Raw genomic sequence first — 23,796 nt, 5'->3', positions numbered from 1 at the left:
GGCCTGGGCATCCACGTCTTTGCAGCCTGATACAAAGAACGACGTGGATGGCCGGGACAAGCCCGGCCATGACGGAGAGTAATTTTGGTGGCCCAATTCACCGGTGCATCCCGTGCTGCATCGCCAGCAACACGATCACCACCAGCGCCAGCACGATGGTCGTGCTCTTCCAGAACAGCAGCGGGTTGCGTTCGATCAGCGGTGTCGACGAATTGCTGAGATAATTGGCGTTGGGATGACGCAAATCATGCAGGAATTCCGACAGGCTGTCGTATCGCTTGTAAGGGTTCGGATGCACCGCGCGCTCCAGCGTGCCGTCGACCCATACCGGCACTTCGCGGTCGCGGTGCGAGGCCGGGCTGTAGACCAGCCTGTTGAACTGCGAGCGGGTCCGGGCTTTCGCCGCTGCCGCGCCATAGGGCAGCTTGCCCGTCAGCATGTGATAGGTGATGACGGCGAGCGAGAACAGGTCGGAGCGCGACGAGACCGGTTCGCCCAGAAAATATTCCGGCGCGGTGTATTGCGCGGTGCCGAGAATGTCGTTGCGGTTGCCGGATGGAGCGGCCTCGATGACGCCGGTGATCTTGGTCGAGCCGAAATCGATGATCTTCACCGTTCCGGTCTTGTCGATCATGATATTGTCGGGCCGCAGGTCCTGATGCAGCATCTCCTTGCGGTGGAAGGCGCGCAGGCCCTTGGCGATCTGCTCGACGATGCCGCGCACCGTTTCCAGCGTCGGCCGGGGATTGTCGATCATCCATTGCGTCAGCGTCTGGCCGTCGATGTATTCGGTCGCGACATAGAGGAAGTTGCGCTTGCGTGACGGCAAACACGGCTTCAGCACGTGCGGGCTGTCGATCCGCCGCGCCACCCACTCTTCCATCATGAACCGCTTCAGATATTCCGGGTCGTCGCGCAGGTCGATCGAGGGGATCTTGAGGGTGACGACCTCCTCGCTCTCGATGTCGACGGCAAGGTAGATGTGGCTGCGGCTAGAGCCGTGCAATTCCCTGACGATCCGGTAGCCGTCGAACACCTGCCGCGCTTCCAATAGCGGCGGCAGCGGCAGCTCACGCGGCTGCCCGAACACTTCGCTGGCGGCGCTTTCGGGCAACTCATCGACGCGAACGATCTGGATGGTGAGATTGTCCTTGCTACCGAGTTCAAAGGCGAGTTCGGCGACGGCTTTCGCCGCCTGGTCGAGATCGGCGGCGTTATCCCGGACCGTTCTGGCGATATGGCGATCGCTGACATGTTCGTAGATGCCGTCGGTCACCAGCACGAAGGTGTCGCCCTTCTCGACCCGGGACATCAGGTAGTCGATTTCGATCTGCGGATTCACCCCGAGCGCGCGGCCGAGATAGGACTGTTCCGACGAAATGATGACGCGATGGTCGTTGGTCAGCTGCTCCAGCGAGTTGCCGGACAGGCGATAGATCCTGGAATCGCCGACGTGAAACAGATGCGCCGTGGTCGACTTGAGGACGATGGCGCTCAGCGTGCAGACGTAGCCGCGGTCCCTGTCGTAGGAATACTGGCTTCTTCGCGTTTGCGAATGCAGCCAGGAATTGGTCGCCTCCAGCACGCGCTGGGCCGACGTTCGCACCGACCAGGATTCCGAGGTGCAGTAATAGTCGGTCAAAAAACCCTTGACGGCGGACTCGGCTGCGATGCGGCTGACATTGCTGCTCGAGATACCGTCCGCCAGCACTATGGCGATGCCCTTGAGGCTCAATAGCGGCTCGGCCGGAATCAGGACGCCGTGGAAATCCTGATTGGTTTCCTTGCGGCCTTTGTCGGAGTACTGCCCGACCGAGATTTTCAGTTCGCGCGGCATCGAGTCCGTGAAAGGAATGGGGGTCTCAACCCCTGAGAGTTGAGACCCATTGCGTGTCTAAGACGCGCGTGAACGCGCTGACGAGGCCTGCTCGGTCAACCTCACCGCGCGCTTCGGCGCGGTCTTGACGTGTGTGGTGTAGAGCGTCAGGCCGGTGAAGGCGAGACCGCCGACGAGGTTGCCGACCACGGTCGGGATCTCGTTCCAGATCAGGTAGTCCATGATCGTGAACTTGCCGCCGAGCAGCAGGCCGGCGGGAAACAGGAACATGTTCACGATCGAATGCTCGAAGGTCATGGCAAAGAACAGCATGATCGGCATCCACATCGCGATCACCTTGCCGCTGACCGTGGTCGAAATCATCGCGCCGACGACGCCGGCCGATACCATCCAGTTGCAGAGCATGCCGCGAACAAACAGCGTCAGCATGCCGTTGATGCCGTGCTCCGCGTACCCCACGGTGCGGCCCTCACCGATATGGCCGAGCGCGACGCCGACCTTGTCGGGCGGCGTGGAGAACCCAAACGTACAGACGATCGCCGCCATCACCGCGACAGTGAAAGCTCCGCCGAAATTGCCGATGAACACCAGACCCCAGTTGCGCAGCACACCGCCGAGCGTCACGCCCGGACGCTTGTCGATCAGCGCCAGCGGACACAGCACGAATACGCCGGTCAAGAGGTCGAATCCGAACAGATAGAGCATGCAGAAGCCGACCGGAAACAGGAGCGCCCCGATGATCGGCTGGCCGGTATTGACGCCCATCGTGACGGCGAACCACGCCGCCAGCGTCAGGATGGCGCCGGCCATATAGGCTCGAATCACGGTGTCCCGAGCCGACATGAAGATTTTGGATTCCCCGGCATCGACCATCTTGGTCACGAATTCCGAAGGCACGAGATAGGCCATTGCAGTTCCCCCTGTTCACAAAAATCTAGTGAGCGCCGGCAGCCATATGGCCCGCGCCGATGTGAGGTGTGGCGAGCCGTCCTCGCGCGCGCATGCCGCAACCACAGCAGAAGCAATACGCTTCTGTCGGGCGCCGCGGGTTACGCTCGCGCTTGATTGGAGACAGAGATGTTTGTGGAGTGGTCCCGATGACTGCTCCAAACGCCTCAACGAGGTCGCTTGATCCCTGCGCCTTGGCCAACACTGGCTTTGGCAATCCGTAGGACGGCAGTCGTCATTGACTGAGATGTATTTAAGCAATCGATGTGCCAACAGGGCGCTGGCGCGGAAGTGGCAAAAGCCCCGTGATTACAGGATTAATCGCCCCGGAGCGCACCCGGGGGCATGGATCTCATGCCTTGTATTTGTGCAGTTGCACAGATGTAGCGCAGGGCTCGATATTCTCACACGAGCAGTCCTCCCCCGCAAGCGCGGGAGAGGGAGCGCTTGCGTGCTCGTGGAAGCAGTGAGATCTAACGCTCTACCAGCTCACTTCGTCTGCGTTCTGATCGGCGAGTCCTTCAGGCCGTTATTGTCATAGGCCTTGCGCAGCGTGCCGTTCGAGATCGACTCGGTCAGGAACTTGACCGCAAACGCGTGCGCCTGCGGATGATTGAGCGGCACCGCGACCGCGGTCACCGTCTGCTTGAAGGTTTCGTCGAGCACCCGCGTGCCCTGAATCTTCTTGGCCGTGGCGTTGAGCGTTTCGCGCGACAATGCGAAGGCATCGATTTCTCCCTTCGCGAGCAGGCCGGCGATTTCGTCAAAGGTCTGATAGCCGGTGACCTTGGCATTCTTCAGATGCGCCAGCCGCGCCGCGGATGGTCGTGGTGTTGTTGACGGCGGCGATTTTGACGCCGGGTTGATCGAGGGTCGCAAAATTGGTCACCGTCGAGCCAGGCTTGACGATGTAGGTGGCGTCCGCGACCTCATAGATCGGCCCGAACGACATCTTGCCTTCGCGCTCCGGATCCTTCGGCAGGAAGGTGACGTCCCAGGTGCCCTTCGACGCGGCGTCGACGATCTGGCCGGAATTCTGGTGCACGACATATTCGACGGGAACGCCGAGCTGCGCGGCCATCGCCTTGCCGAGATCGACCGGAACGCCAGCATAGCCGGATTCGGTTTTGGTCGACCAGAACGCGCCGCCCGCCGGGCTGATCGCAATCGCCACCCGCAGCTTGCCGGTCGGTGCGATTTCATCTTTCAGGGCATCGGCATTTGCCGGCATCGCTATCATCATGGCTCCTAGGACGAGGCCGGCAAGTCGCGGCAATTGATGGGACATAGCTTTCCTCCACGCCGGGTCTTCGCCCGGTCAATTCTGGAAGTTTGCTTTTAGCTCAGCGACGATCGGGCGTACAGCGACCCGCCATGCACGCCGCATATGACGCAAAGCCCTATCCAGACCATCTGCAGGCCACTATCGTCTGCCGCAAAAGCAGATCGGGAGCGAAACGTTTTGATGGGTAAATCCGGTTTTGATGCGGAATTCGATGTCGTCGTGGTGGGCGGCGGTTCCGCCGGCTGCGTGCTGTCGGCGCGGCTGACGGAAAATCCAAACGTGTCGCTTTGCGTCATCGAGGCCGGCGGACGCGATCGCAATCCCTGGATTCACATTCCGATGGGCTTCGGCAAACTGGTCCCGAACCCGAAGATGAACTGGGGTTACGAAACCGAACCCGAACCGGGTCTCGGCGGCCGAACCGTGATCTGGCCGCGCGGCAAGGTTTTGGGTGGCTCCGGCTCTATCAACGGCCTGGTCTTCCTGCGCGGCGCCCCCAGCGACTACGACGAATGGCAGCGCCTCGGTGCGCGTGGCTGGGGCTACAAGGACGTGCTGCCCTATTTCAAGCGAATGGAACACAGCGTTGATGGCGCCAACGAATGGCGCGGCACCGGCGGTCCGATGACGGTGTCGAACATCAAACGCCCTTCGACGGCGGCGAAGGCATTCGTCGAGGCCTGCGAGCGCCTGCAATATCAGCGCAACCCCGATTTCAACGGCGAGCGTATTGACGGCGTCGGCTTCGCCCCGCTCAACGTCCACAATGGCTGGCGCCGCTCGACAGCAGTCGGATATCTCAAGCCGAACCTGGCCCGCAAAAATCTCGAACTGATGACGAAGACCCGCGTCCGCCGCATCCTGTTCGAGGCAAGCCGCGCCATCGGCGTGGAGGTCGAACGCGACGGCCAGATCCAGCGCATCGGCGCCCGGCGCGAGCTCATCGTCTCAAGCGGCGCGATCAATTCTCCGGTGCTGTTGCTCGCCTCCGGCATTGGCCCGGCCGCGGAACTGGCAAAGCTTGGCATCGACGTGAAATGTGACCTGCCCGGCGTCGGCAAGAATCTGCAGGACCATTATCAGTCGAACTTCACATTCAAGACCAACGCGACCGATACCTTGAACGAAGCCGTGACGAGCCCGGCCAAATCGGTCAAGCTCGCGCTCGAATGGCTGCTCAGGGGATCCGGACAGCTCTCGGTCGGTGCGACCGAAGCGACGCTTTTTGCGAAATCAGATCCCTCCGAACCGGTGCCTGACATCCAGTACCAGTGCCTCAATTTTTCGACGGATGGGTTCAAGCACGGCCTGCATCGCTGGCCGGGCTTTACCTTCATCTTCAGCGTCTGCCGGCCGAAGAGCCGCGGTGAAATTACGTTGCGCGACGCGGAGGGCCGCACGCCACCGCGCATCCGCGCCAACTATATGACCGACCCTGATGATATGCGCATCATGCTGGCGGGCTTTCGCATTGCCCGGCAGATCGTCGCGACAGAGCCTTTCCGATCGCTGGTGGTCGAACAGATCAGGCCCGGTCCGGAAGTTACGAACGACGAACAGGCCGCCGATTATATCAGGAACGTCGGCTCGACCGTCTATCATCCCTGCGGCACCTGCCGGATGGGCGAGGATGACGGAGCCGTCGTCGACAGCCAGCTCCGCGTTCGCGGCATCGACGGTCTGCGGGTCGTCGATGCGTCCATCATGCCGGCAATGCCCTCGCCGAACATTCACCCGGCGACGATCATGGTCGCCGAGAAGAGCTCTGATATCATCGGCAAGGCGCTAGCCAACCGATCGCCGAACTCAGAGGCGATCAATTGGTCCGCGCCGCCGGCACCTTGATTTCCTGCGGCAGGATGATGGCGGCGACGATCACCAATAGGCACAGCGCGCCGAACGCCTGCAGCATGGTGACAAAGCCGCCCTTTTCGTACAGCCACGCCACCAACCCGACGGAAGCGCCCGCCGCCGTGAAGCCGATGAAGTAGCGCACGGAGTAAGCCCGCGAGCGCCATTCATCGGTGGTGTACTTGCCGACCATGGCGTCATTCACCGTGACCTGGCCGAACGCGCCCATGACGATGCCGATCGAGGCGATGATCAGCGGCAGGTTCGACAGCGTCGCCGCGAAATACAGGAACGGCGCCAGCAGGAACGACAGCGGCAGCATCACGGTCTTCAGCGAATAATGGTCGATCAGCTTGCCGATGGTGTATTGCGTCATCGCGCCGAACACATAGACGCCGGCCGCGATGACGCCGAGCAGCGCCGGGCTCGCGGTCAAGTCGGCCAGCCGCTCCGCGAACAGCTTGGGCAGCGCCACGGTGACGGCGTTGAAGGTGGTCGAGATCGCGATCACGACGATCAGCAGCGCCAGGATCACCCGCCACATGTCCTCTTTCGCGATGCGCGCCTGGGCTGCCGCCTGCCTGGAGCCGGTTCGATCCTCGTGCACGACCATCATGGCGAAGGCCACGCCGATCAGCATGGTGACGACGCCCGGCACGATGAAGGCCCAGCGCCAGCCGAGGTATTGACCGATCACGCCGGTGACCAGCGCCGACGACGCCACGCCGAGATTGCCCCAGACCCCGTTCAGCCCCATCTCGCGGCCGAGCTTGTCGGCATAGGACACGATCATGGCGGTGCCGACGGGATGATAGATCGAGGCGAACAGGCCGATCGCGAGCAGCACCGCGCCGAGTTCCAGCGGGGTCTGCACGAAGCCGACCGCGATCATCGAGGCGCCGATGCCGGCAAAGAAGATCACCATCATGTGGCGGCGGCTCCAGCGGTCGCCGAGCCAGCCTGTGATCAGCGAGCCCGCGCCAAAGGCGACGAAGCCCGGGGTGGCGTAAGGCAACAGCTCCGAATAGGCCATGCCGAATGCCGGCCCCATGATGATGACCGCGGCTGCGAAGATCAGCATCGCGTAATGGTCGATGAAATGGGCGGCGTTGACGAAGCCGATCACCCGGCTGGGGCTGTTCATGGTCTGGTCCGGTCCTTGGCGCTTGTTGGGCGTTTCTTGGCGGGCGGGTCCCGGTCAGAGGCCTGGGCCCGAATCCCGCAACTTTCCAAAATAGGTTATAGGGAGTTGTCCTGACGGGATGTCGCCAATGAATATCGCCGAAAAGCCAATCGCCGCCATTATCGGGCGCCGCATCTCGACCGGCGACGGCATCCACATGATCGCCAACAACTACAAAAAGGGCTTCCGGATCGACACCCACATGCACCGCGAGGCGCAGCTGGTGTACGCCGCCCGGGGCACCATGCAGGTCACCACCCCGAAGGGCCGCTGGCTGGTGCCGCCCGACCGCGCGGTCTGGGTGCCGGCGCGGCTGGCGCATGCCATCGACGTGCTCGCCGACATCGAAATGCGCACCCTGTATTTCGACCTCGACTGGCTGGCTCGCGAGGAACGCAGCGAGAGCCTCAGCTCAGAATTCGTGGTCCGGGTGTCGCCGCTGTTGCATCAGGCAATCCTGGCGCTGTTCGACGAGCACACCACGGCCGAGCGCACCGGCCTGCTGCTCAAACTCGCAATGCTGGAACTGCACCAGGCGGAAGATTCCGCGACCTTCATCCCGCTGCCGCACGAGCCGCGCTGCCGGCGCGCCGCCGACATCGTGCTGTCGGATCCGACCGGCGACCATGAGATCGAAACGCTGGCGCGCGAGGTCGGCACCTCGGCGCGGACGCTGTCGCGGCTGTTCTCGGCCGAGACGCAGCTCAGCTTCAAGAGCTGGTGCCAGCGCGCCCGTGTCGCGGCTGCGATCGAAAAACTCTCCACCGACGCCAACGTCTCGGTCAAGCAACTGGCTTCCGACCTCGGCTATGCCAGCGTCCCGGCGTTTTCCCATGCATTCCGGCAGGTTACCGGCAAGACCCCGACGGAGTTCGCTGAGAAGGCTTAAACGGGATTCGTCATACGCGGGCTTGACCCGCGTATCCATCATTCTTGAAAAAAGCCTCCTTCCATGGAGATGATGGCCGGGTCATAGGCGAGCGGAAGCGACGCCGTCCTTCGGACGGCTATGCCCGGCCATGACATACTGGGAGACATGACATATTTCCGTACGATCCATGCGCTTGAATAAGATCGGCCGCGCCCTAGATTCGATATAAGGTTCGGCATCACCACCGGAATCGACTTAGCCCATGGCCAACGCCTTCTTCTCCGACCTGCTTTCGACGATTTCCGAACGCGGCCGCACCCTGCTTCGGCGCGGCGGATCTTCGGATACCAAGGAAGACGCCTCCGAACTGCTTGAACTGTGCGAGGCACTCCTGTCGGGCCGCGGCGAGGCTTCGGGCACCGCGATGGCCCGCGAAGTGCTCGACCGCTACCATGACCTCGACACAGCCGGCCGGCTTTCGTTCTTTGCCGCCCTCGCCCGCGACTACGGTCCCGACCGCGAGCGGCTTTCGCGGGCGATCGAGAGCTGGCGCGCGCAGCCGAGCGACGCCGACGCCAGCGATCTTCATTTTGCTTCCGAGCCACGGCGCCAGGAACTGGTGCGCCGGCTCAACCGCGCGCCGGGCGGCACCAGCGATCTGGTGGCGATGCGCGCCGATCTGCTTTCGCTCATGAAGGGCAACAAGGATCTGGCAGCGCTGGACCGCGACGTGGTGCATCTGCTGTCTTCTTGGTTCAACAGGGGATTTCTCGTGCTGCGCAGGATTGACTGGTCGACGCCAGCGAATATTCTGGAACAGATCATCCGTTATGAAGCAGTGCATGAAATCCACGACTGGAACGATCTGCGCCGCCGCATCGACCCGATCGACCGCCGCTGCTACGCGTTCTTCCATCCGCAGCTGACCGACGAGCCGCTGATCTTCGTCGAGGTCGCGCTGACCGAAACGATCCCGACCGCGATCGCGCCATTGCTCGCCGCCGAGCGCCAGCCGGTGGCGATCGACCGCGCCCGTACCGCGGTGTTCTATTCGATTTCGAACACCCAGAAGGGGCTTGGCGGCATCTCGTTCGGCAGCTTCCTGATCAAGCAGGTGGTCGAGGAATTGCGGCGCGAATTGCCGAAGCTCGACACCTTCGTGACGCTGTCGCCGGTGCCGGGCTTCATGCAATGGCTGAAGGAAGCCGACGACGTTCCCTTGTCGGACGAGGAACGGACGCTGCTGGAAAAGCTCAACCAGCCGGACTGGTTCGAGAACGCAGAGACCACCACGCAACTGCGCGCGGTGCTCGAGCCGTTGGCCGCGCATTATTTCCTCAAAGCCCGCACCTCAAAGGGCCGGCTGATCGATTCGGTGGCGCGCTTCCATATCGGCAACGGCGCACGGCTGGAGCGGATCGACTGGCTCGGCGATCTCTCGCCGAAGGGCGTTCGCGAGTCCGCCGGCATCATGGTCAATTACCTCTACCGGCTCGACGACATCGAAAAGAACCACGAAGCCTACGCCAACCAGGGCGAGATCGCCGCTTCCAGCGCGGTGAAGAAACTGCTCAAGACCGAAGGTCGGCGGCTGCTGGACATGCGGCTGTCGTAGGCGCGCTTTCCGTACGCCGGCTTCAATTGGACTGATCGCGCATGGCTTCCGGCCTCATGCCTCCCAGCGATCAAGCCGTCACGGGAGTGTCGCCGGAGCCGATTGATCCAGCACGGCGCATCGACGCCATAGACGCGTTGCGGGGCGTCGCGCTGTTCGGCGTGATGGCGATCAACATCACGACGATATTTCGCGTCTCGATCTTCGAACAGTTTCTTTTCCCTAAGACGCCGGCATCGCCGCTCGATCACACGGTGGAAACGGTCCTGAAGCTGGCGATCGACCTGAAGGCGCTCGCGCTATTTTCGCTGCTGTTCGGTGTGGGCCTTGCCATCCAATTCGAGCGGCTTTCAAAAAGCCCCCGCCGCGCGGCGCTCCTCGTGCGCCGACTCGCCGTGTTGCTGGCATTCGGACTCTTTCACCTTTGCCTGATCTGGAACGGCGATATTCTCACCGAGTATGCGCTCGCTGGCTTGATCGTCCTGCCATTTCTGTTCGGTCAGCGCTGGCTACTGGCTGTCGCCGCGCTGGCGTCTCTCGGGCTGTATCTTGCGATGCAGGCCTTTCCGCCGCCGGGATTGTGGCCCGGCACGGCGGCGATGGCGCAGGATGTCACGGAGGCGCGTCGCATCTATGCCACGGGCGGATTCCTCGACGTGCTGACGTTCCGGCTCCGCGAGATTCCCCTTTTTGCTTATCTGCACGCCAATATCTTTCCGCGCACGGTCGGGTTGTTTCTGCTCGGCGCGTTCGCCTGGCGCACCGGCATTCTGCGAAACCCGCCTCGTCATCTGCTGTTCTCGATCGCCGCCGCCTGTATCAGCCTTGGCGCAGCTTTGATCCTTGCTCGTGCCGGCGGTTTTACCGCGGGCAGCGGCCGGATCGGCGTCCTGGCAGAACCTCTCGGCACCATCCTGCTGGCGCTGGGTTACGGGGCGACCATCATCGGCATCGCCAGCCTCAAAAGCGGAAACCGGTTGCTCGGCTGGGCCGCGTCGCTGGGGCGGATGGCGTTCACCAACTACCTCGCGCAATCCCTGATCTTCGGCTGGATCTTCTACGGCTACGGCCTTGGCCTGTTCGGCCAACTCGGTGCCGCCAGCGCGCTTGCGATCGGCGTCGCCGTTTACGCCGCGCAGATCCCGTTCAGTGCGTGGTGGCTCGGCCGATACCGCTATGGCCCGGTCGAATGGCTGTGGCGCACGCTGATGTATGGCGCGGCCCAGCCGATGAGGCGGACGGTGTAGCGCCAGCCTCAGATCTTGTATTCGTAAAGCAACCGGGCGCGGATGGTGCCTTCCAGAGCCCGGATGTCCGCGAGCACGCGCTGGCCGTCGGCGGCGGAGGCATCGGCGTCGAGCACGACATAGCCGACATCGTTGGCCGTCTCGTAATATTGCGCGGCGATGTTGACCGAGTGGCGCGCGAGCACTTCGTTCAAACGGCCCAGCATGCCCGGCAGATTGCGCTGCACCTGGATGAACCGCGTGCCCGACGGCCGCGGCGGCAGCTGAACCTGGGGAAAATTGACCGCGCCCATGGTCGAGCCGGAATCGCTGTAGTCGACGAGCTTGCGCGCCACCTCGGCCCCGATGCGTTCCTGCGCCTCCTCGGTCGAGCCGCCGATGTGCGGCGTCAGGATGACGTTTTCCAGACCCTGCAACGGTGAGACGAAGCGGTCCGCGTTCGAGCGCGGCTCGACCGGAAAAACGTCCACCGCGGCGCCACGGAGCCTGCCTTCGCGCAGCGCGTCGGCGAGCGCCTCGAGGTCGACGACGGTGCCGCGGCTGTTGTTGATGAAATACGCACCCGGCTTGATCGCCGCAATCTCCTCGCGCCCGATCATCCCAGCCGTGGCCGGCGTCTCCGGCACATGCAACGACACGACGTCGCTTTGTCCCAGAAGCTCATGCAAGCTCGCGACCGGTTCGGTGTTGCCGTGGCGAAGCCGGTCGGTGTGATCGTAGAAGATCACCTTCATGCCGAGCGCTTCGGCGAGATTGGAGAGCTGCGAGCCGATATTGCCATAGCCGATGATGCCGAGCGTCTTGCCCCTCACCTCATAGCTGTCGCTGGCGGACTTGTCCCAGCGCCCCTGATGGGCCGCGTTGGAACGCGCCACGATCCGGCGCAGCAGGATCACGATCTCGCCGATCACCAGTTCGGCCACGCTGCGCGTGTTGGAAAACGGGGCGTTGAACACGGGAATCCCAACCCGGCGCGCGGCGTCGACATCCACCTGATTGGTGCCGACGCTGAAGCAGCCGATCGCAATCAGCCGGTCCGCGGCTTCCAGTACATCCGGCGTGATCTGCGTGCGGGAGCGGATGCCGAGCAGATGCACGCCCTTGATGGCTTCCTTGAGCGCATCGCCCTCCAGCGCCTTGGACAGGCGCGTCATGCTGGAATAGCCGGCAGACTCGATCAGCTGTACGGCGCTGTCGTTGACACCTTCGAGGAGCAAGACCCGGATCTTGTCTTTTGCGAGCGAGAGTTGGGGGAGTTTGCTGGTCACGATCGCAGCGTCCTTTGGAGATAGATGATTGGTGAACTGACGGCCCGGAAAACCATTCTCACGCCGCCAGTGCCTTCATTTCCTTGTAGAGATCGGATTTGCCCTCGAAGCCGATGCCCGGCAAATCAGGCATGGTGATGTGGCCGTTCTCGACGCGAACGCCGTCGGGAAAACCGCCATAGGGCTGGAACAGGTCGGGATAGCTCTCATTGCCGCCGAGCCCGAGACCGGCCGCGATATTGAGCGACATCTGGTGGCCGCCATGCGGGATGCAGCGGCTGGCCGACCAGCCATGGGTCTTCAAGGCTTCAAGCGTGCGCTGGTACTCGCAGAGCCCGTAGGACAGCGCGCAATCGAACTGCAGCCAGTCGCGGTCCGGACGCATGCCGCCGTAGCGGATCAAATTCTTCGCATCCTGATGGCTGAAGAGATTTTCACCGGTCGCCATCGGCGCCGGATAGAATTCGGCGAGCGCTGCCTGCAGCGCGTAGTCGAGGGGATCACCGGCCTCCTCGTACCAGAACAGCGGATACTGCCGCAGCATTTTTGCATACGCGATCGCGGTTTCGAGATCGAAACGGCCGTTGGCGTCGACGGCGAGTTGCGCACTGCTGCCGATTTCCTTCAGCGCCGCTTCGATGCGCTCGCGGTCCTCGGCGATCGGCGCGCCGCCGATCTTCATCTTGACGACGTTGTAGCCGCGGTCGAGATAGCCGCGCATTTCGCCGCGCAGCGCGGAGAGATCCTTGCCGGGATAGTAGTAACCACCGGCGGCGTAGACGAACACGCGCGGATTGGCGTCAAGGCCATGGCGCTCGGCAAGCAGCCGGAACAACGGCTTGCCCGCGACCTTCGCCACCGCATCCCACACCGCCATGTCGATGGTGCCCACCGCGACCGAGCGCTCGCCATGGCCGCCGGGCTTTTCGTTCGACATCAGCGTCGACCAGACCTTGTCCGGATCGAGATTGCCGCCTTCGGCATCAAGCAGCGACTTCGGATCGGCCTCCTTGAGCCGCGGCGCAAAGCGCTCGCGGATCAGACCGCCCTGCCCGTAGCGGCCGTTGGAATTGAAGCCATAGCCGACCACGCGCTTGCCATCGCGCACGACGTCGGTGACGACGGCGACGAGGCTCGTCGTCATTTTGGTGAAGTCGATGTAGGCGTTACGGATCGGCGAGGAGATCGGCTTCGTGATTTCGCAGACATCGACGATGCGGACGGACATGATGGTGGCTTTCGAAATATTGGGCATGTCATTCCGGGGCGATGCGGAGCATCGAACCCGGAATCCCGAGATTCCGGATCTGGTGCTGGCGCACCATCCCGGAATGACGGGATCACATCGTCACTTCTGATCCCGGAAATACGGCTCGACCGGGCCATGAACCTTGATCGTCAAGGGATTGCCGAAGCGGTCCTTGGCATTCCCCGCAGTGACGCGGATCCAGCCCTCGCTGATGCAGTATTCCTCGACATTGGTCTTTTCGGCGCCCTTGAAGCGGATGCCGACGTCGCGCGACAGCAGTTCTTCGTTGTAATAAGGGCTGCTCGGATTGGTCGACAGGCGGTCGGGGAACGCGTCGGTTTCGGTTTTCTCGTTCATAGCAGTGCCTCGATTTCTCTTCTCAGTGCTTCGGGTGTCACGGTCGGTGCATGGCGCCCCACCACCTTGCCCGAACGGTCGACCACGAATTTGGTGAAATTCCATTTGATCGACGCGCCCAGCAGGCCCGATCGTTCGTTCTTCAGGTATTCATACAGCGGGTGCGCCTTGCTGCCGTTGACGTCGATCTTGGCGAACATCGGAAACGTCACGTGAAATCTGGTTTCGCAGAACGCCTCGATTTGTTTGGCGTCGCCCGGCTCCTGCGCGCCGAACTGGTTGCAGGGAAAGCCGAGCACCGCAAAGCCGCGCGGCGAAAGTTCGCGGTGCATGGTTTCCAGGCCCTTGTATTGCGGCGTGAACCCGCAGGCGCTGGCGGTGTTGACGATCAGCAGCACCTGCCCCTCGAACCGCTTGAGCGGAACCTCTTCGCCGGCCAGCGACTGCGCCGTGAAATCATAGATAGCTGACATCAAACTCTTTCGATCTCTTGTTTGACGCGTCTTCTTACGCGAACCGGCGTCCACTTCGCTTGAAAACGCTCTGTTAGCTTGCCGGATCGATCGCCGCCGACGGCGTTCCGCCGGCCTCGATCGCCTCGCCCGCGGCAAGGCAGAGATCCTCCCGGTAACGGCCGGAGACCAGCTGAACGCCGACCGGAATTCGTCCCACCAGTCCCGTAGAGACCGTTAGCCCGGGCAGCCCCATGAAGGGAATGGCAATCTGCGGCAATTGGGCGTGCCAGACCCTCGCAAAAGACGCCTCGTCCTTGCGGTCGAGATGGTCGGGGAACGGCAATTCGCCCGATACCGGCATCAGCAGCACCGGGTATTGTTCGAAGAATTCCAACCATTCGCGGGTCAGCGTCGCGCGCCGGGTCAGCGCCTTCGAGAAATCAGCGGCATCGAACGGAAACACTTTGGTCCGGTTGCCGCGCAGGCAGGCCAACGCGCCGGGATCGCCCTCACGCTCGGCGGTCTCCAGCTGCGCCTCATAGCTGTCGCCGAGCCAGAGCTTGGTCTGCAGATTGGCGGGCTCGCGCAGCGGCGGCGTATTGGTGATTTCCTCGACGATCCAGCCCGCGCGCTCCAGCCGCTTGCCGGCGTCGGCGACCGCGGCTTTCACCTCCGGAACGGGATCGAGGCCATCCGGATTGAGGCACATCGCGACGCGCTTTGGCACCGGGGGGCCTTCCAGCGGCGCCGGCACCCACCAGGGATCGCGATAATCCCTCGCCGACATCGCCGCCAGCGCTATCCGGATATCGCCGATGGTCCGCGCCAGCGGGCCTGACACGGCGCTGATCTGGGGACCAATCGTGCGCTCGGGGAGTGCGGCGTTGAACGCCGGAATACGGCCCATCGTCGGCCGCAGGCCATGGACGCCGCAGGCATAGGCCGGGTAGCGGATCGAGCCCGCGATATCGGTGCCGTGCGCGATATGCCCGATGCCGGCCGCGACAGCAGCACCCGCGCCGCCGGAGGAGCCGCCCGGCGTGATGCCGGGATCGCGCGGGTTCTTGGTGTCGCCGTGCACGAGATTGGTGGTGAACCAGCGATAGGAGAAGGCGGGGCAATTGGTGCGCCCCAAAATCACAGCGCCGGCCTTGTAGAGATTATCGATCACGGGGCTGTTGTCCGCCGCAATGGCCTCGCGCTGCAGCTTCAGGCCGTTGGTGGTGGCAAAGCCCTGCTGGTCGATATTGACCTTAACCGTAATGGGTACGCCGCCGAGGGGGCCGACATCTTCGCCCCGCCCGATCGCGGCATCGATCGCCGAGGCCTGCGCCAGCACCTCGGCCGGCTTGTGGTCGACCACCGCATTGATCCTGGGATTGACCGCGTCCAGCCGCGCCAATGCTGATGTGGCCGCCTCCTTGGCCGAGACCTTTTTTGTCTTGATCAGCGAGGCCAGCTCCGCGGCCGACAGGCGCCAGATTTCTTGCATGGGAAACTCCGTTTGACCGCCTTGTAGCGCCGCGCGAACGGCAACGCCAGCCGGGGCCGTGCACGAAGGTTTAGCGCAAATGGGCAATAAAATGAGCGAGATCGGCGATCTGCTCTGATGTGATCGGGCCCATCACGTCGGCCATGCTGCCGTCATAGCCGTGACGGCTATTGTCCTTGTATTCGCCAAGCGTCTTGGCGAGATAATCCTCGCGCTGGTTGGCTATCCGCGGCACGTTTTCCTTGCCGGAATAATCCGGGTTGTGACAGTTGTTGCAGCGGTGCTGCTGCCCCAGCGCCTGGCCGCGCTGCATCCGCGCGGGATCGCCGGCCGCTGCGGGCGGCACGGGCTTGGGCAGTTTGGCGATGAAATCGGAGAAGGTGCGCAGATCGTCGTCGGTCAGCTGCTTCGCCATCTCGTTCATCGGCTCGAAGCTGCGCAGCTTCTCGCGAAACATGAAGAGCTGGATCAGCGTGTAAGGCGCCTGCTGCGCGCCGAGCGAGGGCGTGTTTTCGGTCTCCGACTGTCCGCGCTCGCCGTGACAGGCCAGACACGGCGCGATGCGCTCCTGGAAGGTTTCCGCGCTTGCGATTGAGGCGATAAAGGTAAATGCCAGCGCCGTTATTATTCTATGCATTGGCACCGCCGTCATTGCGAGGAGCGAAGCGACGAAGCAATCCACTCTTCCTTTGTTGAAGGTGGATTGCTTCGCTTCGCTCGCAATGACGTTCCTTCCAATCACTTGGCGCCAGCCACCTTCTGCTTGCCGTAGGTGATGCGATAGACGGCGCCGTTGTAGTCGTCAGAGACCAGCAGCGAGCCGTCCTTCAACTGCAGCACGTCGACCGGGCGACCGATATACTTGTTGTCCTCGACAAACCCGGTGAGGAACGGCTCCACGGATTTGACTGACCCGTCCTTGTTCAGCCGGGCGACGAGGACGTCACCGCCAACCTTCTTGGTCCGGTTCCACGAACCATGGCGGGCGATGAAGATCGCGTTCTTGTAGGACTTCGGGAACATGTTGCCGGTGTAGAACCGCATGCCCAGCGCTGCGGAATGCGGGCCCAGCAGGCCGACCGGCGCGGTGTAGTCGCTGCAGGATTTTCCCCAGCCGAATTCGGGATCGACGATGTTGCCCTGCAGGCAGTAGGGCGCGCCGAAATGTTCGCCCACCTTGGTGATGCGATTGAGTTCATCCTCGGGCACGTCCTCCGACATCCAGTCGCGTCCGTTGTCGGTGAAATAGAGCTGCTTGTTCTCCGGGTGCCAGTCGAATCCGACCGTCATGCGCACGCCGCGCGCGAGCACTTCGGCGCCTGACCCATCGAGATTCATGCGCCTGATCTGGCCGTGCGCATCGCTGTGCAGCACGTTGTTGCCGGGTTGCCCGACCGGAATGTACAGCTTGTTGTCGGGGCCGATGCCGATGAACTTCCAGCCGTGGGCTTCATCCTTGGGCAAATTGTCGTAGATCACGGTCGGCTTCGGCGCATTGTCCAGATTGTCCTCGATCTTGTCGATCCTGGAGATCTTCGACAGTTCGGCGATGTAGAGCGTGCCGTTCTTGAACGCGACGCCGTTCGGACGATAGAGGCCGGAGGCGATCACCTTCACCGAACGCTTGCCGTCCTTGTTGACGACCGCATAGACCTTGTCGATCAGGCGGGTGCCGGCAAACACCGTGCCCTTGTCGCCTTCGATCAGCGAGCGCGCGTTGGCCATCCCGGCGGCGTAGACTTCGATGTTGAAGCCGGCCGGCACCTTCAGCTTGGCGGTCGGCAATTTGTCGGGCGCAGCGGGAATCGGCGGCGGTGCGATCGGGGCGAGCTTGGCGGCGGCTTCATTATCGGCTGGCCGGCCGATCAAGGGCGAGCCCGGCGGAAGCGGGGCGGCGGCTGCCGGCGCCGCACCTGCCGCAGGCGGCGTGGCCGGCTGCTGCGCTGCAACGTTCAACGTCAATGCACCGAAAAAAGCGCCGGCCAGCAACAGGCTGCGCGGCGCCGACGAATAGCTCATCATGGCATTCTCCCTGGCGGAAGCCTTATCCTCGCGCGGACAAGCATGTCAGCGCCGGTGGCATTCCCGGGCGGCACTCTCTAATATTTGTCCGTACATCTGCAATCGGAAAACATCGCTGACCCATCGTCCACGGTCATTCCGGCCGATGCGCAGCATCGAACCTCAGACGTGCATTTGCGCATCGGGGAATCTCGAGATTCCCCAGTGTGCAATTGCGCACCTGAGGTTCGCGCTCTCGCAAGCCCCGCAATGACGGTGGCTGAATCAATGCCGGGTGATGGAGCGATCCGTCGTGTCGAGAATCGCCTCCGTGAACGGAAACTCGAGCACGATCTCGCCCTCGTCGTCGGTGACCTCGATGGTCGCGTTCAGCAGCGCGCCGTCAGTGCCTTCGGTCTTGAGCAGTTCCCGGATCATGGCGCGCGCCATTTCCCAGGCGCGGTCGGGATCCCGCAGCACTTCGCCATCGGGATCGGAAATCAGCTCATCGCCGATACGGGTGTTGAAAAAATAGCGTGGCATCGGCGGTAACCTACTCCATGGAGGCAGCACTTCGTTGCAAAGAAAAATCAACATTCACGGCGCTGCGATCAACCCGGAAACGCTTGATCCCACGCCGTTTTGACCACCTGCCTTCGCACAAAAACGTGACTTATTTCGCAATGCAACATGCAAACACGCATGCCTGCTGCAAAGATTTCACTGGCGAACTTTTTGATCCGCATTACCTTGTGTCCGAGGGCGAAGTTCGTCCGGTAGCAAAAGGAGCGCCTATGGCCTGGAAAGCACCGAAAATCGTCGAAGTGCCGGTCGGCATGGAAATCAACATGTACGCGTGCGCCGCCCGCAAGTAACCGGCAGCGACCGCAAAGGCTTTAGCGAGGTGGATCCCGGGCCTGACACGTTCCCGAAAGCGGAACTGTGTCTTTGGCCCGGATCCGCCTCGTAGCGTTTGACATCACCGTTTGTGCCCAAGTCTTGAATTTGCCAGGAGACGGATCATGCTTCGCGTCGTCGTCCTGGGCGCCGCGGCAGGCGGCGGCGTTCCGCAGTGGAACTGCGGATGTCCGGTGTGCCGGACGGCCCGCAACGAACATCCCGAACTTCAGAGCACGCAGGCCTCGATCGCGGTCAGTGCCGATGGCGAGCACTGGTTCCTGATCAACGCCTCGCCCGATCTGCGCCAGCAACTGACCGCGACGCCGCAGCTTCATCCCAGGGCAGGCCAGCTCCGTCACAGTCCGATTGCGGGCGTCATCCTGACCAATGGCGAGATCGACGCGGTCGCAGGCCTGTTGTCGATGCGCGAGGGATCGCCCTTCACTCTGTATGCGCATGAGCGGGTGCTTGCGATCCTCAAATCCAACAGCATCTTTAATGTGCTGAGCGAAAAGAATGTGAAACGCCAGCCGATCGCGGTCGACCGGGCGTTCGAACCCGCATTGCCCGATGGTTCGCCATCCGGCATCGAAATCCTCCCCTTCGAGGTTCCCGGAAAGGGCGCATGGTATCTCGAAGGCAAGGCGCATCCGGCCGGCGGCAGTGGTGTGGGCGATACGCTTGGGCTTCGCATCCTGGACAAAGCCAGCGGCAAGTATCTCTATTTCCTTGCCGCCTGCGCGCGGGTGACCGACGATCTGAAGGCGCGGCTGAACGGCGCCGCACTGGTGTTCTTTGACGGTACGGTGTGGCGCGACGACGAACTGGTTGCCGCGGGCCTCGGCAACAAGACCGGGCAAAGCATGGGACACATCTCGATGTCAGGCGAGGACGGCGCGATCGCAAGCCTTGAAGGACTCGACATCGGGCGCAAGATGTTTTTGCATATCAACAACTCCAACCCCGCCTTGCTGCACGGCTCGGACGAGCGCAAAACCGCCGAGCAGGCCGGCTGGCACATCCCCGCCGATGGAATGGAGATCACACTGTGAGCGTCGTGCCCGTCACCAGAATGACCGCGCTATCGATCGGCAAAGGCATTTCGCTCAATAACGCCGAGGAACTGGAGGCGACGCTGCGTCACATCGGCGCGACGCGCTATCACAACCTGCATCCGTTCCACCGGCTGCTGCATGGCGGCAAGCTCAACAAGGGCCAGGTGCAGGCCTGGGCGCTGAACCGTTATTTTTACCAGAGCACGATCCCGCTCAAGGACGCGATGGTGATCTCGCGGTTCCGCGACCGCGCGACCCGCGTCGAATGGCGGCACCGGATCGAGGATCACGACGGCGATCTCGGCTCCGAAGGCGGCATCGAGCGCTGGCTCAAGCTGACCGAAGGCCTCGGGCTCGACAGCGCCTATGTGGAATCGACCGAAGGCATCCTTCCCGCGACGCGCTTTGCGGTCGAGGCCTACGTGCATTTCTGCCGCGACAAGACGCCGCTCGAGGCGATCGCCTCCTCGCTGACGGAACTGTTCGCGCCGAACCTTCATGAGGAGCGCATCTCGGGCATGCTGCAGCACTATGATTTCGTCAATCCGGACATCATGAGCTATTTCAGCCGCCGCCTGCAGCAGGCGCCCCGCGACGCCGGATTCGCGCTCGATTACGTCAAGGCGCACGCCAGGACGCCGGCGGAACGCGAGGCGGTCTGCAACGCCCTGATCTTCAAGACCAATGTGCTATGGGTTCAGCTCGATGCGCTGTATCATGCCTATATCGAGGGCCACATACCGCCCGGCGCGTTCGTGCCTCAAGAGGGCTGAAGCCGAAGCCAATAACCAGGAACTAGCGATCGATGGCAGTAAGCCGCAACATCAGTGTCAGCGAGGCGAGCCGGCCGAAATTGCCGCGGCACGCCAAGCTGAAATTTGATGAGACGCGGCAGGTCTGGGTGATCCTGGCGCCCGAGCGCGTGCTGGCGCCGGACGAGATCGCAGTCGAGGTGCTGCAGCTTTGCGACGGTGTTCGCAGCGTCTCCGACATGATCGATCAGCTGACCGCCAAATACGCCGCGCCCCGCGAGGCAATTGCAACCGACGTCGTCGCCATGCTGCAGGACCTCGCCGACAAGGGCTTTCTCACCGAAGCGCGCGAGAAGACGTCATGAGCGACATTCTCACCGACGGCAAAGCGGCAACCGCGCCCCATGACGGGCTCTCGGTGCTGGAGCAGCGGCGCTCGACGGCGGAGACGTTCGGCATCCCGCTCGCGGTGCTGGCCGAGCTGACGCACCGCTGCCCGCTGCAATGCCCCTATTGCTCCAATCCGCTCGAACTCGACCGCGGCGGCACTGAGCTGACCACCGAGGAATGGAAGAAGGTTTTGACCGAGCTCGCCGAAATCGGCGTGCTGCAGATCCATTTCTCCGGCGGCGAGCCGACCGCGCGCAAGGATCTGGTCGAACTGGTCCAGCACGCCAGCGACGTCGGGCTCTACAGCAACCTCATTACTTCCGCTGTGTTGCTGACACGCGAAAAACTGTCCGCTCTGGCCGATGCCGGGCTGTGCCACGTGCAGATCAGTTTTCAGGGCAACGAGCCCATGGTGGCCGACCGCGTGGCGGGCCTGAAGAAGTCGCATGAGAAGAAGCTGGAGGTCGCGAAGTGGACGCGCGAACTCGACTTGCCGCTGACGGTCAACGCCGTCATGCACCGCCAGAACCTGCATCAGCTGTCCGACATCATCCAGATGGCAGTCGATCTGGACGCCGACCGGCTCGAGGTCGCCAACGTGCAGTATTACGGCTGGGCGCTGAAGAACCGCGCCGCCTTGATGCCGACCGTGGCACAGATCGAGGAGACCAGCCGCATCGTCGAGGAAGCCGAAGTGCGGCTGAAGGGCATTCTCGCGATCGACTACGTCGTGCCGGATTATTACGCGCTGCGGCCGAAGAAATGCATGGGCGGCTGGGGCCGGCAATTCTTCAACATCTCGCCTGCCGGCAAGATCCTGCCGTGTCACGCCGCCGAGAGCATCACCGGGCTCGAATTCCTTTCGGTGCGATCCAATCACTCGATCGCCTGGATCTGGCAGAATTCCGAAGCCTTCAACCGCTATCGCGGCACCGGCTGGATGCCCGAACCCTGCAAGAGCTGCGAGTTCCGCGAAGTCGATTTCGGCGGTTGCCGCTGCCAGGCCTTTGCGCTGACCGGCGATGCCGGCAATACCGATCCGGCCTGCACGCTGTCGCCGATGCATGAGCCGATCTTCAAGCAGGCCGAGCAGGAAGCAGCCTCCGACAATAACCGTTTCCTCTATCGCAATTTCGCCGGCGGCACGCTGGAGGCGGAAGACAAGCATGGCGCCTGACGCCGACGCCGGAAAATCCGCCAAACGCGCCGATCCGTTTGCACCGCTGACCTCGGAGCAGCTCGATGTCGGCGATGGCCACGACGTCTATGTCGAGAGCGTCGGCCGTATCGACGGCATTGCGGCGGTCTATCTGCATGGCGGGCCCGGCAGCGGTTGCCAGCCCGATCACCGCCGGCTGTTCGACCCTGAAAGATTCCATGCCGTGCTGTTCGACCAGCGCGGCGCCGGCCGCAGCCGCCCCAAGGGCCGGCGTGAGGACAATACCCTGCCGCATCTGATTGCGGACATGGAGAGAATTCGCGAGAAATTCGGTTTTGAGCGCTGGATGATCGTCGGCGGCTCCTGGGGCGCGACGCTGGCGCTGGCGTATGCGCAAGCGCACCCCGACCGCGTCACCGGCATCGTGCTGCGCGCCACCTTCCTCGGCACCCGCAAGGAGATCGAGGATGGCTTCCTCGAGGTGCTGCCGCGCTTCTATCCGGCGCTGCACGCGGAGTTCCTCGACGTGTTGCCGCCAGCGGAACGTACGCACCCGATCGACGCATATTTCCGCCGGATTCTTGATCCCGACACCGGCGTGCATGGCCCGGCCGCACGGGCATGGGGCGAGACCGAACGTATCCTCTCCGAGCACACGCCGGGCCGCGCCCGGCTCGATCCGGTCAATTCGTCGCGCGCCCTGCCCGCCACGCCGTTCATGGAAGCGCATTATTTCGCCAATGACTGCTTCATGCGGCCGAACCAGCTGATCGAAGAGGCCGGCAGGCTTGCTGACATTCCCGGTATCATCGTGCAGGGCCGTTATGATCTGCTGTGCCCGCCGGCGACCTCGCATGCGCTTGCCGCAGTGTGGCGCGAGGCCGAAATTCGCCTGGTCGAAGGCGCCGGTCACACGCTGTACGATCCCGGCGTCCGCGACGCCGTGATGAAAGCAGTCGCGGATATGGCTTCCAAGATTACCAGATAGGGATTTTCGAAATGCCGATAGCCGGAAAAGGCATGCTGCTGACGTCGATGAACATCGATGCGGCCGACGAGGCCGAATTCAACCGCTGGTACGACCGCGAACATCTCGAAGAGCGCGTCGCGATGCCGGGCTTCCTCGAAGCGCGGCGCTATGTCGCGCACGAAGGTGACCCGAAATATCTCAGCCTCTATTCCACCGAAACCATCGAGGTACTGGACAGCCCGTTCTACCGCACCGCGCTCGCCAATCAGACTGCCTGGTCGAAGGCCAACATTGCCCGCTTCAAGAACATGATCCGGGGCGTTTCGCGTATCACCATCAGCCGCGGCACCGGCCGCGGCGCCGCGCTCGGCATCATCCGGCTGCGGCCGCCCGCCGGCGGCGAGGATAAATTACGTACCGCACTGCGGGATCAACTCGATCCCGCAGAACTCGACGGCATCATTTCCGTGCACCTGCTGGAGAACAATCCGGCGCTGTCGAAACCGATCACTGATGACCCCGCAGCGCCTAATCCGGGCGCCGGCGACTGGTTCGTGCTGATCGACGCCACCGATGTCAGCGCGGTTCCGGCGGCCGCGGCGCGCTTCAACGACAATGCCGCAATCAAGCCGCTGGTGGTGACGAGCGGCGTTTACCGGCTGATGTGGGATCTCGCGAAGAGCGATCTGCACCGTGCGTAACATTGGCGACAACGCCGTGCACTCATGCTGCACCGCCACATAGTATCAGCGAATATTAACGTTCACACGTGCCATGCATGAAAGCTGGCAATCGCGCAAATTTGCCTTTGTGACTCGTCTGGAATGGCTCTAAGCTCCGATAAGATAAGCCTATGATCCAATTCAAAAACCACAAGAACGCCTACTGAGCGTTCAGGCAACAAGGCCGCG

The 23,796-nt window shown here is 62.7% G+C and carries 22 protein-coding genes and 1 pseudogene; 11 read left to right on the top strand and 12 right to left on the bottom strand.

Going from position 1 to position 23,796, the window contains the following annotated elements:
* Window positions 1-97: 97 nt before the first annotated feature.
* The 3 genes and pseudogenes from JQ609_RS01955 to JQ609_RS01945 all read right to left on the bottom strand — a co-directional run bounded on the left by JQ609_RS01955 (window position 98) and on the right by JQ609_RS01945 (window position 4,028).
* Entirely contained in the window at window positions 98-1,837 is a 1,740-nt protein-coding gene (locus JQ609_RS01955; protein ID WP_212271809.1) for a bifunctional protein-serine/threonine kinase/phosphatase, read from the bottom strand.
* A 57-nt stretch (window positions 1,838-1,894) separates the two neighbouring features.
* Window positions 1,895-2,746, bottom strand: coding sequence for a formate/nitrite transporter family protein (locus JQ609_RS01950; protein WP_212271808.1), 852 nt, complete (start codon window positions 2,744-2,746; stop codon window positions 1,895-1,897).
* 528 nt (window positions 2,747-3,274) lie between these two features.
* Window positions 3,275-4,028 (bottom strand): annotated as a pseudogene (locus JQ609_RS01945) (transporter substrate-binding domain-containing protein).
* 222 nt (window positions 4,029-4,250) lie between these two features.
* Between JQ609_RS01945 and JQ609_RS01940 the strand changes: the two are divergent.
* The gene (locus JQ609_RS01940; RefSeq protein WP_212271807.1) at window positions 4,251-5,915 is read left to right on the top strand and encodes a GMC family oxidoreductase; all 1,665 of its coding nucleotides are present in this window, start codon (window positions 4,251-4,253) and stop codon (window positions 5,913-5,915) included.
* Here the strand turns inward: JQ609_RS01940 and JQ609_RS01935 are convergent.
* The gene (locus JQ609_RS01935) at window positions 5,887-7,065 is read right to left on the bottom strand and encodes an MFS transporter (protein WP_212206461.1); all 1,179 of its coding nucleotides are present in this window, start codon (window positions 7,063-7,065) and stop codon (window positions 5,887-5,889) included. The two genes, JQ609_RS01940 and JQ609_RS01935, sit on opposite strands and share 29 nt — an antisense overlap.
* A gap of 127 nt (window positions 7,066-7,192) precedes the next feature.
* On the opposite strand from JQ609_RS01935, the gene JQ609_RS01930 reads away from it, so the two are divergent.
* The 3 genes from JQ609_RS01930 (at window position 7,193) to JQ609_RS01920 (ending at window position 10,837) form a co-directional block, all read left to right on the top strand.
* Complete coding sequence (locus JQ609_RS01930; RefSeq protein WP_249127523.1) at window positions 7,193-7,993, top strand: helix-turn-helix transcriptional regulator; 801 nt, start codon at window positions 7,193-7,195, stop codon at window positions 7,991-7,993.
* Between the two features lie 244 nt (window positions 7,994-8,237).
* Entirely contained in the window at window positions 8,238-9,590 is a 1,353-nt protein-coding gene (locus tag JQ609_RS01925; protein ID WP_212271805.1) for a malonyl-CoA decarboxylase, read from the top strand.
* A gap of 41 nt (window positions 9,591-9,631) precedes the next feature.
* Entirely contained in the window at window positions 9,632-10,837 is a 1,206-nt protein-coding gene (locus JQ609_RS01920) for a DUF418 domain-containing protein (RefSeq protein WP_249119496.1), read from the top strand.
* A gap of 8 nt (window positions 10,838-10,845) precedes the next feature.
* Here the strand turns inward: JQ609_RS01920 and serA are convergent, their stop codons facing one another.
* The 8 genes from serA to JQ609_RS01880 form a co-directional block, all read right to left on the bottom strand.
* Window positions 10,846-12,105 carry a phosphoglycerate dehydrogenase gene (gene serA / locus JQ609_RS01915; protein WP_212206455.1) on the bottom strand — a complete coding sequence of 420 codons (1,260 nt, stop codon included), beginning with the start codon at window positions 12,103-12,105 and terminating at the stop codon, window positions 10,846-10,848.
* Window positions 12,106-12,163: 58 nt separating this feature from the next.
* The gene (locus JQ609_RS01910) at window positions 12,164-13,333 is read right to left on the bottom strand and encodes a mandelate racemase/muconate lactonizing enzyme family protein (protein WP_212271831.1); all 1,170 of its coding nucleotides are present in this window, start codon (window positions 13,331-13,333) and stop codon (window positions 12,164-12,166) included.
* 120 nt (window positions 13,334-13,453) lie between these two features.
* Window positions 13,454-13,711 carry a DUF3297 family protein gene (locus JQ609_RS01905; protein WP_212271804.1) on the bottom strand — a complete coding sequence of 86 codons (258 nt, stop codon included), beginning with the start codon at window positions 13,709-13,711 and terminating at the stop codon, window positions 13,454-13,456.
* On the bottom strand, window positions 13,708-14,184 hold the full coding sequence (locus tag JQ609_RS01900; RefSeq protein ID WP_212271803.1) for a glutathione peroxidase: 477 nt from the start codon (window positions 14,182-14,184) through the stop codon (window positions 13,708-13,710). Before JQ609_RS01900 ends, JQ609_RS01905 begins: the two co-directional genes overlap by 4 nt.
* A 73-nt stretch (window positions 14,185-14,257) precedes the next feature.
* Window positions 14,258-15,658, bottom strand: coding sequence for an amidase family protein (locus JQ609_RS01895; protein WP_212271802.1), 1,401 nt, complete (start codon window positions 15,656-15,658; stop codon window positions 14,258-14,260).
* Between the two features lie 70 nt (window positions 15,659-15,728).
* Window positions 15,729-16,295: a c-type cytochrome gene (locus tag JQ609_RS01890; protein WP_212271801.1), complete on the bottom strand. Its 567-nt coding sequence runs from the start codon at window positions 16,293-16,295 to the stop codon at window positions 15,729-15,731.
* Window positions 16,296-16,396: 101 nt separating this feature from the next.
* Entirely contained in the window at window positions 16,397-17,680 is a 1,284-nt protein-coding gene (locus JQ609_RS01885) for a sorbosone dehydrogenase family protein (RefSeq protein ID WP_212271800.1), read from the bottom strand.
* A gap of 264 nt (window positions 17,681-17,944) precedes the next feature.
* Window positions 17,945-18,202 carry a DUF6894 family protein gene (locus JQ609_RS01880; RefSeq protein ID WP_212206436.1) on the bottom strand — a complete coding sequence of 86 codons (258 nt, stop codon included), beginning with the start codon at window positions 18,200-18,202 and terminating at the stop codon, window positions 17,945-17,947.
* Window positions 18,203-18,453: 251 nt separating this feature from the next.
* On the opposite strand from JQ609_RS01880, the gene pqqA reads away from it, so the two are divergent.
* The 7 genes from pqqA to JQ609_RS01845 all read left to right on the top strand — a co-directional run bounded on the left by pqqA (window position 18,454) and on the right by JQ609_RS01845 (window position 23,586).
* Window positions 18,454-18,534: a pyrroloquinoline quinone precursor peptide PqqA gene (pqqA, locus tag JQ609_RS01875; RefSeq protein ID WP_012029362.1), complete on the top strand. Its 81-nt coding sequence runs from the start codon at window positions 18,454-18,456 to the stop codon at window positions 18,532-18,534.
* A 147-nt stretch (window positions 18,535-18,681) separates the two neighbouring features.
* On the top strand, window positions 18,682-19,611 hold the full coding sequence (pqqB, locus tag JQ609_RS01870) for a pyrroloquinoline quinone biosynthesis protein PqqB (RefSeq protein ID WP_212271799.1): 930 nt from the start codon (window positions 18,682-18,684) through the stop codon (window positions 19,609-19,611).
* Window positions 19,612-19,631: 20 nt separating this feature from the next.
* On the top strand, window positions 19,632-20,387 hold the full coding sequence (gene pqqC, locus JQ609_RS01865) for a pyrroloquinoline-quinone synthase PqqC (RefSeq protein ID WP_249127556.1): 756 nt from the start codon (window positions 19,632-19,634) through the stop codon (window positions 20,385-20,387).
* 32 nt (window positions 20,388-20,419) lie between these two features.
* The gene (gene pqqD, locus JQ609_RS01860; RefSeq protein WP_212206429.1) at window positions 20,420-20,731 is read left to right on the top strand and encodes a pyrroloquinoline quinone biosynthesis peptide chaperone PqqD; all 312 of its coding nucleotides are present in this window, start codon (window positions 20,420-20,422) and stop codon (window positions 20,729-20,731) included.
* Window positions 20,728-21,933 carry a pyrroloquinoline quinone biosynthesis protein PqqE gene (gene pqqE, locus JQ609_RS01855; protein ID WP_212271798.1) on the top strand — a complete coding sequence of 402 codons (1,206 nt, stop codon included), beginning with the start codon at window positions 20,728-20,730 and terminating at the stop codon, window positions 21,931-21,933. Before pqqD ends, pqqE begins: the two co-directional genes overlap by 4 nt.
* Entirely contained in the window at window positions 21,923-22,903 is a 981-nt protein-coding gene (pip, locus tag JQ609_RS01850; protein WP_212271797.1) for a prolyl aminopeptidase, read from the top strand. Before pqqE ends, pip begins: the two co-directional genes overlap by 11 nt.
* Before the next feature lie 11 nt (window positions 22,904-22,914).
* Entirely contained in the window at window positions 22,915-23,586 is a 672-nt protein-coding gene (locus tag JQ609_RS01845; RefSeq protein WP_212271796.1) for a DUF4286 family protein, read from the top strand.
* The last annotated feature ends 210 nt before the right edge of the window (window positions 23,587-23,796 follow it).

The sequence above is a fragment of the Bradyrhizobium sp. AUGA SZCCT0169 genome (genome assembly GCF_018130085.1).
Lineage (GTDB): Bacteria > Pseudomonadota > Alphaproteobacteria > Rhizobiales > Xanthobacteraceae > Bradyrhizobium.
This window is presented reverse-complemented; position numbering and strand designations above follow the sequence as displayed.